The organism is Kribbella sp. NPDC004875 (assembly GCF_042873375.1).
Classification (GTDB): domain Bacteria; phylum Actinomycetota; class Actinomycetes; order Propionibacteriales; family Kribbellaceae; genus Kribbella.
On sequence record NZ_JBIALI010000004.1, the window covers coordinates 605,582 to 620,522 of the forward strand.

The window sequence follows — 14,941 nt, forward strand, 5'->3', positions numbered from 1 at the left end:
GTGCGCACACTTCTGACGAACGGTTCCGTCTACTCGCCCGCCGACCCGCACGCGACTGCGATCGCCTTCGACGACGGGGTGGTGACCTGGCTCGGCGACGACACCGGCGCCGGTCCGTACGCCGACGGCGCGGACGAGGTCATCGACCTGGACGGCAAGCTGGTGACTCCTGCCTTCGTCGACGCCCACGTCCACAGCGCGCAGACCGGTGCGGTGCTGACTGGTCTCGATCTCGCCGGCACCACCTCGCTGGCCGACGCACTCGACCGTCTCGCGGCGTACGCGGCGGATCTGCCCGCGGACGCGGTGATCGACAGCGGCGGTTGGGACGAGACAACCTGGCCCGAGGGCCGGCCGCCGACGGCCGCGGAGCTGGACCGTGCGGCCGGCGGCCGCCGCGTGTACCTGTCGCGCGTCGACGGGCACTCCGGCGTGGTCTCCTCGGCTCTGATCGACGTGGCCCAGGGCGACGGCTTCGACGAGAGCGGGCGCGTCGAGCGCGACGCCAACCACAAGGTTCGCGACGCGCTGAGCGACCTGGTCGGGCCCGAGCAGCGGCGTACGGACATCGAGGCCGCGTTGACGGCGATGGCCGCGAAGGGGATCGGGGCGTTCCACGAGATGGCCGCGCCGCACATCGGTCCGCTGTGGGAGCTGCCGATCGTGCGCGAGGTGGCCGAGGAACTCGGTCTGGCCGCGACCCTCTACTGGGGCGAGCCGGGAACCTTCGAGCACATCGGCACCTACGGCCTGGCCGGGCTCGCGGGCGACCTCAACGCCGACGGTGCGCTCGGTTCGCGCACAGCAGCTCTGAGGGAGCCGTACGCCGACCGCGCCGACCACCGCGGTCACGCCTACCTGACGCCCGAGCAGATCGCCGAGCACGTGATCGCCTGCACCGAGCGGAACGTGCAGGCCGGTTTCCACTGCATCGGCGACCAGGCGCTGGACAACATCGCCCGCGGCTTCGAGCTCGCCGCCGAGAAGGTCGGCGTCCAGGCGCTGGTCGCCGCGCGGCACCGGCTCGAGCACGTCGAAATGGTCGACGAGGCAACGATCGCGACGCTCGCGCGCTGCGGTGTGGTGGCGAGCGTGCAGCCGATGTTCGACGGCCTCTGGGGTGGCCCGGACGGCATGTACGCCGAGCGGGTCGGCGACCGTTGGCAGGGCATGAACCCGTTCGGGTCGCTGGCCCGCGCGGGCGTCGTACTCGCGTTCGGGTCGGACGCGCCGGTGACCGAGCTCGGTGGCTGGGAGGCCGTTCGGGCCGCCGCCTTCCATCACGAGAAGTCCGAGCGGATCACCGTGCGGGCCGCGTTCCAGGCGCACACGCGAGGTGGCTGGCGGGCCGCCGGGATCGACGACGCCGGAGTACTCGCGCCGGCCACGGCCGCGACGTACGCGATCTGGCAGAGCGACGCGGACCTGGTCGTGCAGACGCCGGACGAGCGGGTCGCCGCCTGGTCGACGGACCCGCGAGCCGGCGTACCGGTGCTGCCGGATCTGAGCGACGGGACGCCGACCTGTGTGCGGACCGTGGTCGGGGGCCGAGTCATCTATGAATCCGAGGGACTGTGATGCCGAAGAAGCTTGACCTCGATCCGGTCACCGTCCGGAAGGCGCGCAGCCTGGCGCGCAAGGCCGGCAAACCGATCGTGAACCTCGCGCGCCGGCACACCACGGTGTCGGTCGAGCGAGCAGTACTGCGCCTGGCGGGACTGACCGGCGCCGACACGGAAGGGATTCCGTGGGTGAACCGGCTCGCCGACACCGTGCGCGCCGACGTCGGGCTCGAGCACGGTCTCGCGCTGCCGGTGTGGGACGCCCTGGTCCGGGGCGAGGCCGAGGACCTGAGCGTGCTGGCGCAGAAGGCGGCGTCCGGTTCGGTGACGTTCCGGATGCCCGAGGGCCGGGACGCGGTCCGGGCCCGGTCGGCCGCGCGGAAGACGGCGGCCGCCGGGATGAAACGGATCGACGGGCGGCGGCGGGAGCGCGACCGGCTGATCAAGCGGCACGGTGACCCCGAGCAACGGCCGTGGATCTACCTGATCGTCGCCACCGGAGACATCTACGAGGACATCCCGCAGGCGCAGGCGGCGGCCCGCGAGGGCGCCGACATCATCGCGGTGATCCGCTCGACCGGCCAGTCGCTGCTCGACTACGTGCCCGAGGGTGCGACCCGGGAGGGCTTCGCCGGCACGTACGCGACGCAGGAGAACTTCCGGCTGATGCGGGCGGCGCTGGACGACACCTCGAAGGAGCTCGGCCGCTACGTCCGGCTGACGAACTACGCATCCGGTCTGTGCATGCCGGAGATCGCCACGCTGGCCGGGCTCGAGCGGCTGGACATGATGCTGAACGACTCGATGTACGGGATCCTGTTCCGTGACATCAACCCGATCCGGACGTTCGTCGACCAGCGGTTCAGCCGGCAGATCCACGCCCGCGCCGGGATCATCATCAACACCGGCGAGGACAACTACCTGACCACCGCCGACGCGGTCGAGGCCGCGCACACGGTGACGGTGTCGCAACTGCTGAACGAGTACTTCGCCAAGGAGGCCGGGCTCGAGGACTGGCAGCTCGGGCTCGGGCACGCGTTCGAGATCAACCCGGACCTCCCGGACTCGTTCCGGCTCGAGTTGGCGCACGCGATGCTGGCCCGGCAGCTGTTCCCGAACGCGCCGCTGAAGTGGATGCCGCCGACCCGGCACATGACCGGCGACGTGTTCCGTGGGTACCTGCTGGACGGGTTCTTCAACCTGGTCGGCGCGATGACCGGGCAGGGCATCTTGCTGGTCGGGATGATGACCGAGGCGGTCGTCACGCCGTGGATCTCCGACCGGGACCTGGCGCTGCAGAACGTCCGCTACGTGTTGGGTGCCGCGGGCAACCTTCACGAGGACTTCCGGCCGGAGCCGAACGGCTTCATCGCGCAGCGCGCGCGGCAGGTGCTCGGCGAGTCGGTCGAGTTGCTCGAGGAGATCGTCGACGACGGGCTGCTGAACGCGATCGGCGACGGCACGTTCGGGTTGATGAAGCGCCCACAGGACGCCGGCCGCGGTCTGGACGGCGTCGCGCGGAAGTCGCCGGAGTATTACAACCCGGCGATCGAGCTGCTCGAGGAGGGGCCCCGATGAGCATCATCAGGCCGTACGGCGACACCACCGGCGACGGGATGGTGCAGCTGTCGTTCACGCTCCCGGTGCCGCACGACAAGCGGGCCGAGGGTGCCGCGGTGCAGCTGGCGAACAAAATGGGCATGGACCCGGCGCTGGTCGTGCACGCGAAGGCGATCGGTCCGGACTTCACGTTCTTCGTGGTCTACGGACCGGTCAACCATCTGGTCGACACCTCCAAGGTCGAGGTGCTCGAGCGCGACTACCCGTTGCTGTCGCCAAAGGAAGTCAACCTCGCGATCCGCAAGGGCCTGCGACGCCGGCTGACCGTCGTCGGCGCCTGCATCGGCACCGACGCGCACACGGTCGGCATCGACGCGATCCTGAACATCAAGGGGTTCGCGGGCGAGAAGGGCCTGGAGTACTACCGCGAGGTCAAGGTGGTGAACCTCGGCGCGCAGGTCGCCGTACCGGAGCTGGTCCGGCGGGCGCGGGCGGAGAAGGCGGATGCCATCCTGGTCTCGCAGGTTGTGACGCAGCGCGAGGCGCACGTCCTGAACACCAAGGAGATGTCCGCGGCGTTCCGGGAGGCGTACTCCGAGGACGCCCGCCCGGTACTGGTTGCCGGTGGCCCCCGTTTCACCGAGCAGATGGCCGGCGAGCTCGGGGTGGACCGGGTGTTCGGGCGCGGCACCACGCCGGGCGAAGTGGCCAGCTATCTCGTCGACGCGCTGGTGACCAAGCGAGTACCTGCCAAGAGGAGCGCATAGGTGTCAAAGGCAACTATCGGACTGTCCGTCACGCATCGGCGGTACGTCCCCTACAGCCACGCGCACTACGCCGGCAACCTGGTCGACGGCGCGTACGTGCTCGCCCTCTTCGGTGACGTCGCGACCGAGGTCTGCATCCAGGCCGACGGCGACGAGGGCCTGTTCGCGTCGTACTCCGACGTCCAGTTCCTGCAGCCGCTGCGGGCCGGTGACGTGGTGGAGGTGACGGCGACGATCACCCGGGTCGGCAACCGCAGCCGGGAGCTCGACTTCAGCGCGTACGTCGTCTGCCGCGGTCGTCCGGACCAATCGGAATCGGCCGCCGAGGTACTTTCCGAGCCGCTGCGGATCACCAAAGCCACCGGAACGGTCGTTGTACCGGTTCAGTGACGAATGGTTGCCCTCGGTAACGATCACGTGGCGTGCCGACATCGCTCTGTAACGCGATTCGGGTGAAGGAATCTCGTTTTCCCTTGCGGCACAGGCGATCGTGTTACAACGGGCTCAAGGAGGCGGGGGAGAGGTTGACACCGTCGCCCACAGCGAGCATCGTTTTGGGGGTCGTCATATCCCGTTTGTTCAACGGTTACACGAAGTTCGGCCACCGGATGATCCCGCGACGCTGACCAGGCCCATGCCAGGCTTGAGTCGACGGGGGCTGAGATCGCCGGTGGTTAGCCCCCCGCGGGGCAGAGGTGGAAGAGGCCCGGCGGCCAGTAGACAACAGCCGGCCGGTTCGCAGCCAGCGCAGTCGACGGTTGGTCCGAAGGCGCGCCGGGCCTCTTTCCTCCCTGGTCGGCACGCTCTGTGCGCGACCACCTCACTGTGCGCGTTCGGCGCCTACCGGCTACTGACCGGATACATTGGCGTGTCCGGGACGTTGTACGGTCGTGCGACCGGCGTCCGCCGGTGAGTGAGGACAAGGGGTTACCGCGTGGACCGGTTGAAGGCGCTGGGGCGGCTCCTGCCACGAGTGGCGGTGGCCGTGCTGGCCGGCGTACTGCTCGGGTTCGCGTTCGAGCCGCATGACCACCCGTGGCTGACGATCGTCGCCGTACCGCTCTTCCTCGCCGCGCTGAACGGGATCTCGATGAAGGCCGGGTTCCTCGTCGGGGCCGGCTTCGGGATCGCGTACTACGCAGTCATGGTCCCGTGGCTCAGCGTGATCGGCGGCGACGCGGCGATCGCGCTGGCGATCCTCGAGGGACTGTTCTACGCGGTCTTCGGGCTGTTCGCGACGCAGGTGCTGAAGCTCCGCCTGTGGATGCTGTGGATCCCCTGCCTGTGGGTGGCGACCGAGTTCGCCACGGCGTCGGTGCCGTTCGGTGGCTTCCCGTGGGGCAAGCTCGCCTGGGCCTTCTCCGCCGTCTCGCTCGGCAAACTGGCGGCGTACGTCGGGATCGCGGGGCTGAGCTTCCTGGTCGCCTTCGTCGGCGTCCTCGTGTACGCCGTACTTCGCCGCGGCAGCGGACTGCGGCTCCGAGCGGTCGCGCTCGTGGCCGGACTGGTGATCGTGTTCGGACCGACGCTGATCCACCTGTCCACCGAAGGCGACGGCAACACCGTGAAGGCCGCGATCGTGCAGGGCAACGTGCCGGGGAAGGGACTGGAGTTCCTCGGCCGCGCCCGGACCGTGACCCGGAACCACCTGAACGCGACGCTGGACCTGGAGAAGCGGGTCCAGGCCGGCAGCGAGATGAAGCCGGACCTGGTGATCTGGCCGGAGAACTCCACCGACATCGACCCGTACAAGGACGACGAGACCCGGGCCGACATCGAGGAGGCCGTGAAGGCCGTCGGCGTACCGATCCTGGTCGGCGCGGTCACCGAAGGCCCCGGGCCGAACGAGCGGCAGACCACCGGCATCGTGTGGGACCCGGTGAGCGGCCCCGGTCAGCGGTACGCGAAGCGGCATCCGGTGCCGTTCGGTGAGTACATCCCGTTCCGGGACCAGTTGCTGCCGTATATCAAACGGCTGGAGATGATCGGCGCGCAGACCGTTCCGGGCGTCGGCCCCGGCGTGATGCCGATCGGCGGCGTCACGTACGGCGACGTGATCTGCTTCGAGCTCGCCTATGACAACGTCATCCAGGACGTGGTGAACGGCGGTGCGCAGGTGCTGATCGTGCAGACCAACAACGCGACGTACGGCGGGACCGGCCAGCCGGAGCAGCAGTTCGCGATCACCCGGATGCGCGCGATCGAGACCGGGCGGACCGTGCTGATCGCCTCGACGAGCGGGATCTCCGGGGTGATCCGTCCGGACGGGACGGTCGAGCACAAGTCGGCGCAGTTCGTGTCGGACGTGTACGTCGCCACAGTGCCGGTGCGGGACGGCCGGACGCTCGCCACGATCCTCGGCGGCTGGCCGCAGTGGATCCTCACCGGCCTCGGCCTGCTCGGGGTGGTGCTGGCCCTGATCGACCGCCGTCGCAGCCGCTCGAAGGACACCTCGCCGCCGGCCTCCGGCCCGGCCCGGACTCCCGAGAAAGTTCCGGCCTGACCCCCAGGGATCTGTGCCGCCGAGCTGTATCGCCGACCTGTACCGCCGACCTGTAACACTGGGGGGAATCGCCGGAAGGGGTAGGGACATGCCGTGGTTGATCGGGCTGGCAGTGCTGGCCGTGCCGATCGTGGAGATCTACGTGATCATCCAGGTCGGCCAGGCGATCGGCGGCTGGCCGACGGTCGGGCTGCTGATCCTCGAGAGCTTCCTGGGTGCCTGGCTGGTGAAGCGTGAGGGCCGCCGGGCCTGGAACGCCCTGCAGACCTCGCTGCAGTCCGGCAAGCTTCCCGGCCGCGAGCTGACCGACAGTGCGCTGATCCTGATCGGCGGCACCCTGCTGCTCGTCCCGGGCTTCATCACCGATCTCTTCGGTGTCTTCTTCATCCTTCCGTTCACCCGCCCGCTGGCCCGCCGCGGCCTGACCCGCTTCGTGAACCGCCGCGTCACCAACCTCACTCCGGCCGCCGGCTTCGGCCCCTTCGTCCCACGCACCGACGAGCCCCGGCCACGCCAGGGCGACGTCATCCAGGGTGAGGTCATCCAGGGAGAGGTTGTCGACCCAGAGAAGAAGTAGCGCCAGTGGGTGTCGTGGGGCGGTAGACGGCGCGGGCGGTGTGGACGAAGGACAGGTTGAGGGGGTTCGCGTCGAGCCAGGCGACGACGACCGGGCTGGGTGGCATGTCGAGGACCGGGACGGTGGCGAACTCGTCGCCGGGCTCGTGATGGCCCAGGGGAGTGAGGCCGATGGTGCCGTTCCACAGCACTGCCTGCAGGCACTCCTGGACGGCCCGTACGACGGGACCCTCGCGCGGGGTGCCGCCGTTCCAGTAGGACTGCCATTCCGGGTCCGTACCGGCGGGGAACTGGAACCAACGGCGGTCGGCGAGATCCGCGAGCCGGAGGCGATCGCGGGTCGCGAGCGGATCGTCCGCGCGGAGCACGGCACCGACGGGATCGGTACGGAGTTCCTGGACGCGCAACCCGGTCCGGTCGAACGGGCCGCGGGTCAGCGCGATGTCGACCAGACCGGCGCGCAGACCGCAGGTCGGGTCGGTGAGGTCGGCCTCGCGGATGCGGATCTCCACGTTCGGGTGCCTGCGCCGGTACTCGGCGGCGAGCCTCGAGATGTCCGGATCGGTGCTGTCGCTGAGGATGCCGATGGTCAGACTGACGGCACCGGCCGCTGCGGCGACCCGCGTCCGGACCTGGTCTGCCTGAGTGAGCAACTTGCGGGCTTCCACGAGCAGCGCGGTACCGGCCGGGGTGAGACTGACACCGCCCGCGGACCGTCGGAACAGCGCGGCACCGAGGTCGGCCTCCAGTTGCTGGATGGCGCGACTCAGCGGTGGCTGGCTCATGTGCAGGCGGGTCGCCGCCCGGCCGAAGTGCAGTTCCTCGGCGACCGCCACGAAGTACCGCAAGGTCCGTAGTTCCATCACCTGTGACGATACCCGCCGGGTATCGGCGATGCGGAAGCGATCTTGGACACCACGGTCCTGCGGCTGCTGAGCTGGAGCCATGTCCGACTACCCGTACGCCGACCCGATCGTCGACCTCACCGACATCCAGGAGGTCGCGCGCGACCTCGTCGTCATCCCGAACCAGGACGTGGACCTGGTGCCGAACATCGGCCTGATCGGAGGCACCCACTCGGTGCTCGTGATCGACACCGGGCTGGGCCCGCGCAACGCCGAGCAGGTGCTGAAGTTCGCCACCGAGTACGCGAAGGGGCGCCGCCTCTACCTGACCACCACGCATTTCCATCCCGAGCACGCCTTCGGCGCCCAGGTGTTCGCCGAGCAGGCGACGTACCTGGTCAACTCCGCGCAGGCAGACGACCTGGCCGGCAAGGGCGAGGGTTATCTCGCGATGTTCCGGCAGCTCGGCGAACCCGTCGCCCGGGAACTGAACGGCGTGGAGCTCCCGAGCCCGGACCTGACGTACGACGACCTGTACGAGCTCGACCTCGGCGGCCGCACCGTCGAACTCCGGCCGACGGGACGCGCGCACAGCAAGGGCGACCAGGTCATCACGATCCCCGACGCGGGCGTGATGTTCACCGGCGATCTGGCCGAGGCCGGTCAGTTCGCGATTTTCCCGTGGTTCCCGCCGTACGACGTGGATGTGTCCGGCCTGCGGTGGATCGCGGTGATGGAGCGCCTCGCGGAGGAGGCACCGGGGATCGTCGTACCCGGTCACGGCGCGGTCGGTGACGCGCGTCTGCTCGTGCAGGTCCGCGACTACCTGACAGAGCTGCGCGACGAGACCTGGCGTCGCCGGGACTCGAACCTGTCCGAGGACGACACCGCGGCCGAGGTACGGGCGCTGATGATCGAGCGCCACCCCGACTGGCGGCTGCCGGAGTGGATCGAGCGCGGGGTCGGGTGCCTGTGCGCCGAACGACCGAACTGATCAGCCCGATCTGATCAGCCGGGGCGCGTGACCGGAGCGGCCGAGTGGAGGACACTGACACAGATCGGGGTCGGGCGGTCGGGGAGCGAAGGGTCGGGGATGCGGGTGAGGGCTCTCGGCGGCCGACTCGTCGCGTGGCTGCGCCGGCGGGATCCTGGTCTCGGCGCGACCCGTCGAGCGGCCCGAACAGCGGTCGTGATGCCGATTCTCTTCGCGTTCTGTGCCGAGGTCCTGCAGGCACCGGCGATCGGGACGTTCGCGGCGTTCGGCGCCTTCGCGATGCTGCTGCTGGTCGACTTCCCCGGCACCGCGGTGCAGCGGATCCGGGCGCAGGTCCAGCTCGCGCTCGCCTGGCTCGCGCTGGTCTCGCTGGGCACGATCGCGGGACAGTCGCTGTGGTCGGCGATCCTCGCCACCGCCGTGGTCGGCTTCGCTGTGCTGTTCTCCGGAGTGGTCAGCTCGGTGCTCGCCGGCGCGAGTACGTCGCTCTTGCTCGCGTTCATCCTGTCGGTCGCGACACCGGCGCCGATATCGGCGGTGCCCGATCGACTGACCGGGGTGGCGATCGCCGGCGTCGCGGCTGTGTTCGCCGCGTGGCTGCTGTGGCCGCGGTCGATGGCTGATCCGCTCGGGGCACCGGCGGCGCGGGTGTGCCGGGCAGCGGCCGCGCAGGTGCGTTCCGAGGCACGGGACTCGGCCGAGGTGTGCGTCGTACGGACGGAGCACGCCGCGCGGCTGATCGACGAGTTGCGGCGTAGGTTCACCGCGACGCCGTACCGGCCGACCGGCTTGTCCACCGGGTCGAGGTCGATCGTGCGCTTGGTGGACGAACTCACCTGGCTGAGCGCGATCCTCGGCGAGGCGGGGCCGACTGCCAAGCCGGGACCGACGTGTGACGTGGAATCCGCGACGGTTCAGGTCGCGGCCGCCGAGGTGCTGGAGCTGTGCGCGGACCTGCTGGAGAACCCGAAGCGGCCCGTCGAGGAGCTGACCGCCGCCGCCAAGGCACTGCGGGACGCGGTCACCGTTCTCGAGGAGAGCGCGGTGTCGCGGCTGCCGGCCGGATCGCACTCCGACATCGGCGAACTGGTCGGCACCTTGAACCTGTCGTTCCGGGCGCAGGAGATCGCGTTCGCCGTCCTGCTGGTCGCGCAGAACGTCGAGGCCGCGCGGGCCGCGGACCAACGGACCTGGGGCGAGCGCCTGCTCGGCCGCGAGCCGAGTTCGCTCAGCGGGCCGGTCGCCAGCGCGGTCGAGCGCGCCACGGCACATCTCGAGCCGCACTCGGTCTGGCTGCACAACAGCATCCGCGGCGCGGCCGGTCTCGCCGCCGCGGTCGCGGTCGCGAATCTGACCGGCGTCCAGCACGGCTTCTGGGTCATCCTCGGGACCTTGTCGGTACTGCGTTCCAACGCCCTGAACACCGGTCAGAACGCGTATCGCGCGGTCGGCGGGACAGTGGTCGGTTCGATCATCGGTGCCGGGCTCCTGGCACTGATCGGCGAGAACCGGATGGCGCTGTGGATCCTGCTCCCGGTGGCGGTCCTGATCGCCGGCATCGTGCCGGCGGCGATCTCGTTCGCGACCGGGCAGGCGGCGTTCACGGTGGCGCTGGTGATCCTGTTCAACATCGCGCAGCCGGAGGGCTGGTCGCTGATCCTGTTCCGGATCGAGGACATCGCGCTCGGGTGCGCGGTGAGTCTGCTCGTCGGCCTGCTGTTCTGGCCACGCGGCGCGGCGAACGCGGTCGGCAAGGCGCTGGCCGAGGCGTACGCGGACAGTGCGCGGTACCTCATCGACGTCGTCGGGTACGCCGTGTCCTGCTGCGCGGCCGGGCCGACGGTTCCGCAGGACGGGCGTCGCGCGGCGGCCGCTGCCCGGCGACTCGACGACACGTTCCGTACGTATCTCGCCGAACGTGGCGCGAAGCCGGTGCCGCTCAGCGAGATGACGGCGCTCGTCACCGGCGTCGTCGGGATCCGGCTGGCGGCGGACGCCGTACTCGAACTGTGGGAACGGTACGGCGATGGGCAGGCGCCGACCGACGACCGGGCTGCCGCGCAAGCAGCGCTGGTCACGTCGGCGGACCGGCTGCTGCAGTGGTACTCCGATCTCGCAGGAGCGCTGGAGGGTCGCGGTCGCGTCCCCGAGCCGCTGGAGCACGATCACGCGACCAAGGCGCGCCTCGTCGAGGCCGTACGTCGTGATCTGTACGACGTGGACGGTCAGGCGACGCCGACCGCCATCCGGATCTTGTGGACCAACGATCACCTGGAAGTCGTACGTCGCCTGCAACCCGGCCTCGCGGCCGCGGCCCATCGCACGGTCACCGGTGAACCCGGCGGCCGGCGGCGCGGCGCACCCTCCCGAGCGCCGAGCCCAGCGCGGCACGCGCCGTACCGTAAGGAGAATTCAGCTCCCGCCGGCGCTTCCGGGGAGCTGCCACAGTGACCGTGGCCGCCGCGGCAGCCGACCGGCGGCGTACTGCGTGAGTCGCTCCAGCGCACCCTCCCAGAACTGCCGGTAGCCCGTGACGAGTTCGTGGGCGAGCCCGCCGTGCGTGAGGATCAGGTGCGCCTCGCGGGTGCCCGGAACCACGTCCGCAAGGATCGTGCTCGGTGCATGCGGCGGATCGTCCCACGCAAGCTGTACGTAATGCGATGGGACGCAGGCCGTCACGAGCCCTGTGCGCTGCGTACCGGCTCCGGTCGTCACCGTGAAACCGCCGTGCTGGGTATCGCTGAGAATCGTTGCCCCCAACCACTCGCTGAGAAGCTCCGGTTTCGTGATCAGTTTCCACAGCCGGTCCGCGTCACAATCCAGTGTCTTGATGTACCTCAGCTGCGGCGAGCGATCCGTGCCGGTCGCCCGCACCCGGTGTTCTCTGGTCGCCATGCGTTCCTGGTGCCCACCAAGGCCCTTTTGATGCATGTCTGCGCAGCCCGGCCCGGTGTCGCATCATGGGCCGGCCCTTCGAGTTTTGGCGGTGGTTCGCGCGGGCACCTGGCAGCCGCAAGGACCCGTCCGCCGGGCAGCTGCCCGGTCCGTCACAAGGGAAGAGACATGGCATTCATCCTGTGGATCATCGCGGTGATCCTCGTCATCTCCGGCATCGTGTCGCTGTTCCGCGGCCAGATCCTGTGGGGCGCGGCCCTGATCGTCATCGGCCTCCTGGTCGGCCCTGGCGGCGTCAGCATCTTCACCTGACCCCACGGGTAGCTCTTCGTCGTCAGGAGCCGGCGCGCCGCCGGCTCCCGACGTAGGCCGGGAGCACCAGCCAGAACGTCCCGAACCAGATCAGTACGCCGGCGACGACAGCGATCGCGAGGGACCGGCGCAGTACGACGTCCAGCGCGATCAGCATGCCGCCGCACACCGACACCACGAGGAGCGTCAAGCCGGCACGGGCGAGCGCGTCCGTGATGGTGATGAGGCGGTCACGCAGCCCGCGCTGGTACAGCTTCCGGTGCAGGGGGACCGGCGCGAGGAACAACGCGACGGCGAGCGCCGAGGCGACCAGCGTGCAGGCGTAGACGACATGCGTGAAGGAGTCGGTGAGGTGGAACCGGGTCTGGAAGGCGATTCCCAGCAGGAACGCGAACAGGATCTGCGTGCCGGTCTGCACCAGTCGCAACTCCTGCAGCAGTTCGGCCCAGTGCCGGTCGAGCCGTTCCCCCGAACCCTCCCCGTTCCGCTCGTAGCCCAACGCTTCGGTGATCATGCCGCACGCCTTTCCTCAGCCCAGGTCCGCCCTCGCGGTGCCCGCCGCTCGAGGTGCTGACACCCGGGGCGCCCGGCTATCGGACTGAGCGCCGGAAGAAGGCGTGCTGCGTGATGCGGTTCGCGATCAGTTCGTGGGTGTCGGCGTCGGGGTGCAGGTCGTCGGTCAGCGGGTGGGTGGCGTTGTCGGCCTCGCCGTACAGGTCGCGGCCGTCGAGGTAGAACAGGTTCGGGTCGGACAGGGCGCGTTGGCCGACGATGCGGGCGAGTTCGGCGCGGATGACCGAGAGGGTCAACTTGCCGGCGGGCACGTCGTCGGGATCGCCGGTCGCGCTGAACCGGATCTCGCCTGCTGCCAGAGCGGACAGGTCCCAGCCGGTCGGGCCGGGAGTGTCCTCGTGGATGGGGCAGAGGATGGGGGAGACCACCAGCAACGGCGTCTCGGCGTGGCCGTCACGGATGCTGTCGAGGAAGCCGTGTACGGCGGGGGTGAAGGACCGCAGGCGCATGGCGTCGGCGTTCACGATGTTGATCCCGAGCTTGACGCTGATCAGATCGGCCGGCGTCTCGCGGATGGTGCGCGCGATGAACGGCTGCAGGTACGCGCTGCCGCCGAATCCCAGGTTCACCAGCTCGACCCCGGCTTGCGCAGCGGCCAGCGCCGGCCACGTGCCGGTCGGATGCGTCGCGTTGGAGCCGTGACTGATCGAGCTGCCGTGGTGCACCCACACCGGGCGCGTCGACGGCACCGGCTCGACGGGCGCATCGGTGCGCAGGGCAACTAGCTCGGTCGTTTCGGCGTGCGGCAGCCAGATCTCGACAGTCTTCGGTACGCCGCTCAGCCCGCCGACCCGCAGCGTGTCCGGCTCGCCCACCCGCAGCTCGCTCGCACCGGTCGTCAGGTCGATGCTGATCACGTCACCTCCCTGTGCGGTCAGCTGACGGACCAGCTCGCCGTCGACGAGTACGTCGTACACGCCGTCCGGCCGTGACGGCGCGCCGACGTAGTCGCGCTTCGTCGGCACCGTGTCGAGCTCGACCACGGTCGCCGCGGTGCGGAACACCAGCCGGATCCCGGACGGTTGGGTCTCGACCATGGACATCTGACTGTCGTCGTACTGCGTCCGCGCCCACGCCGGCAGGCGGTGGGGCATGAGGCCGCGCTCGGTCTTCTCGAGGTCTTGGCTGCCGCGGAGCAGGTCGGTGGTGATGGGGGTGGTGATCACGGAGTATGCCTCTCGGGCCAGGTGCGGAGGAGTGAGTCGAGGGAGTCGAGGATGCGGTGCCAGCTGCCGGTGCTGTCCGGGCTGCTTGGTGAGCTGTGGCTGAACGAGCCGGCCAGCTCGAGACTGACGTAGCCGTGGAACACGCTCCCGAGCAGCCGGATCGCGTCGGTCTGAGCGGGTTCGTCGAGGTCGTACCCGCGCAGCAGGGCCCGGGTCAGCTCGGTGTGCCGCCGGCCCGCCTCGAGGTGTTCCGGAGACGGCGTGGCGGGCACGAACCGCGCGGCGGCGTACCGCCCCGGGTGCGCGTGGGCGTAGTCGCGGTACACGTTCGCGAAGGCGGCGAGCGCGTCCTGCCTGGCGCGGCCGGCCAGGGCGGCCCCGGCGGCGTCGGCCAGCTCGGAGAGCGCGACCGTCGCGATCCGCGCCTTGAGGTCCTGCGAGCTCTTCACGTGCGAGTAGAGACTCGCCACCTGGACGCCGAACCGCCGGGCCAGCGCCGACACGGTGACCTGGTCGAAGCCGACCTCGTCGGCCAGGTCGGCTCCCGCCTGCGCCAGCCGCGCGCCGCTCAATCCCGCCCTTGCCATACCTCATTATGAATTTACCTAAAGCCTTTAGGCAAATCGGATCATGAAGAAACCCTCACCGCGCCGTTGCGATGAGGGCTCCTGTGGTTCGGCTCAGGCCGTGCGCTTGGTCCGGTGCAGGTGCGCCGGGCCGATCTCGCCCTTGCGGAGCAACTCGACCCGCTCGGCCAGCAGCTCTTCCAGCTCGGAGATGCTGCGGCGCTCGCGCAGCATGTCCCAGTGCGTACGGGCCGGCTTCTCCTGCTTCGGCTCCGGCTTCTCACCGGTGGACCGGGCGGCCTCGCTGCCGCAGTGCGGGCATTCCCAGACCGCGGGCACCTCGGCGTCGTGCGCCATGGTGACCTCGACCACATGGCCGCGGGGGCAGTCGTACGTGATCATCTGGCGCGGCGCGAACTCGACACCACGGTCATCCTCGAAGCTGACCCCACCCAGCCCCGAACCACGCAGTACGCGATTAGACATGTCAAACCTCCGGGATCGTCATCCGTGCCAACGGTCGGCCGGCCCGGATCATTCCCATTTTGGCATGTCCGAGCCATATGTACGCACCTGACAGCCCGTAGACGGCACGGCCGTGACCTGCTGTCACGGTTCGTTC

The 14,941-nt window shown here is 69.8% G+C and carries 15 protein-coding genes; 9 read left to right on the forward strand and 6 right to left on the reverse strand.

The window, feature by feature from the left end:
• From ACFYRH_RS25085 to ACFYRH_RS25110, 6 genes are all read left to right on the forward strand, one after another.
• Positions 1–1,578: an amidohydrolase gene (locus ACFYRH_RS25085; protein ID WP_387779894.1), complete on the forward strand. Its 1,578-nt coding sequence runs from the start codon at positions 1–3 to the stop codon at positions 1,576–1,578.
• On the forward strand, positions 1,578–3,140 hold the full coding sequence (locus tag ACFYRH_RS25090) for a lysine 5,6-aminomutase subunit alpha (protein WP_387779897.1): 1,563 nt from the start codon (positions 1,578–1,580) through the stop codon (positions 3,138–3,140). The genes ACFYRH_RS25085 and ACFYRH_RS25090 overlap by 1 nt, the downstream gene beginning before the upstream one ends.
• The gene (locus tag ACFYRH_RS25095) at positions 3,137–3,889 is read left to right on the forward strand and encodes an OAM dimerization domain-containing protein (protein WP_387779900.1); all 753 of its coding nucleotides are present in this window, start codon (positions 3,137–3,139) and stop codon (positions 3,887–3,889) included. The genes ACFYRH_RS25090 and ACFYRH_RS25095 overlap by 4 nt, the downstream gene beginning before the upstream one ends.
• Complete coding sequence (locus ACFYRH_RS25100) at positions 3,890–4,279, forward strand: hotdog domain-containing protein (RefSeq protein ID WP_387779903.1); 390 nt, start codon at positions 3,890–3,892, stop codon at positions 4,277–4,279.
• 544 nt (positions 4,280–4,823) lie between these two features.
• Positions 4,824–6,392: an apolipoprotein N-acyltransferase gene (gene lnt / locus ACFYRH_RS25105; protein WP_387779906.1), complete on the forward strand. Its 1,569-nt coding sequence runs from the start codon at positions 4,824–4,826 to the stop codon at positions 6,390–6,392.
• A gap of 88 nt (positions 6,393–6,480) precedes the next feature.
• Positions 6,481–6,969, forward strand: coding sequence for an FxsA family protein (locus ACFYRH_RS25110; protein WP_387779909.1), 489 nt, complete (start codon positions 6,481–6,483; stop codon positions 6,967–6,969).
• Here ACFYRH_RS25110 and ACFYRH_RS25115 read toward each other — a convergent pair.
• Positions 6,932–7,831 (reverse strand): LysR substrate-binding domain-containing protein, encoded by a 900-nt coding sequence (locus ACFYRH_RS25115; RefSeq protein WP_387779912.1) that lies wholly within the window; start codon positions 7,829–7,831, stop codon positions 6,932–6,934. The genes ACFYRH_RS25110 and ACFYRH_RS25115 overlap by 38 nt on opposite strands.
• Before the next feature lie 82 nt (positions 7,832–7,913).
• Between ACFYRH_RS25115 and ACFYRH_RS25120 the strand changes: the two genes are divergently transcribed.
• Together ACFYRH_RS25120 and ACFYRH_RS25125 are read left to right on the forward strand one after the other, a co-directional pair.
• Positions 7,914–8,807, forward strand: a complete 894-nt coding sequence (locus ACFYRH_RS25120; protein ID WP_387779915.1) for an MBL fold metallo-hydrolase — start codon at positions 7,914–7,916, stop codon at positions 8,805–8,807.
• 99 nt (positions 8,808–8,906) lie between these two features.
• Positions 8,907–11,258 carry an FUSC family protein gene (locus ACFYRH_RS25125; RefSeq protein ID WP_387779918.1) on the forward strand — a complete coding sequence of 784 codons (2,352 nt, stop codon included), beginning with the start codon at positions 8,907–8,909 and terminating at the stop codon, positions 11,256–11,258.
• Here the strand turns inward: ACFYRH_RS25125 and ACFYRH_RS25130 are convergent.
• Entirely contained in the window at positions 11,220–11,702 is a 483-nt protein-coding gene (locus ACFYRH_RS25130; RefSeq protein ID WP_387779921.1) for an SRPBCC domain-containing protein, read from the reverse strand. The genes ACFYRH_RS25125 and ACFYRH_RS25130 overlap by 39 nt on opposite strands.
• 168 nt (positions 11,703–11,870) lie before the next feature.
• Here ACFYRH_RS25130 and ACFYRH_RS25135 point away from each other — a divergent pair, with 168 nt between their 5' ends.
• A complete protein-coding gene (locus ACFYRH_RS25135) occupies positions 11,871–12,014 on the forward strand; it encodes a GPGG-motif small membrane protein (protein WP_387779924.1) in 144 nt (47 codons plus the stop codon).
• A 22-nt stretch (positions 12,015–12,036) separates the two neighbouring features.
• Here the strand turns inward: ACFYRH_RS25135 and ACFYRH_RS25140 are convergent, their stop codons facing one another.
• From ACFYRH_RS25140 to ACFYRH_RS25155, 4 genes are all read right to left on the reverse strand, one after another.
• Positions 12,037–12,528, reverse strand: a complete 492-nt coding sequence (locus ACFYRH_RS25140) for a DUF6328 family protein (protein WP_387779927.1) — start codon at positions 12,526–12,528, stop codon at positions 12,037–12,039.
• A 76-nt stretch (positions 12,529–12,604) separates the two neighbouring features.
• A complete protein-coding gene (locus tag ACFYRH_RS25145) occupies positions 12,605–13,753 on the reverse strand; it encodes a GDSL-type esterase/lipase family protein (RefSeq protein WP_387779930.1) in 1,149 nt (382 codons plus the stop codon).
• Positions 13,750–14,340 (reverse strand): TetR/AcrR family transcriptional regulator, encoded by a 591-nt coding sequence (locus ACFYRH_RS25150; protein WP_387779932.1) that lies wholly within the window; start codon positions 14,338–14,340, stop codon positions 13,750–13,752. Before ACFYRH_RS25150 ends, ACFYRH_RS25145 begins: the two co-directional genes overlap by 4 nt.
• A gap of 93 nt (positions 14,341–14,433) precedes the next feature.
• Complete coding sequence (locus ACFYRH_RS25155; protein ID WP_130448290.1) at positions 14,434–14,805, reverse strand: RNA polymerase-binding protein RbpA; 372 nt, start codon at positions 14,803–14,805, stop codon at positions 14,434–14,436.
• Positions 14,806–14,941: the final 136 nt, after the last annotated feature.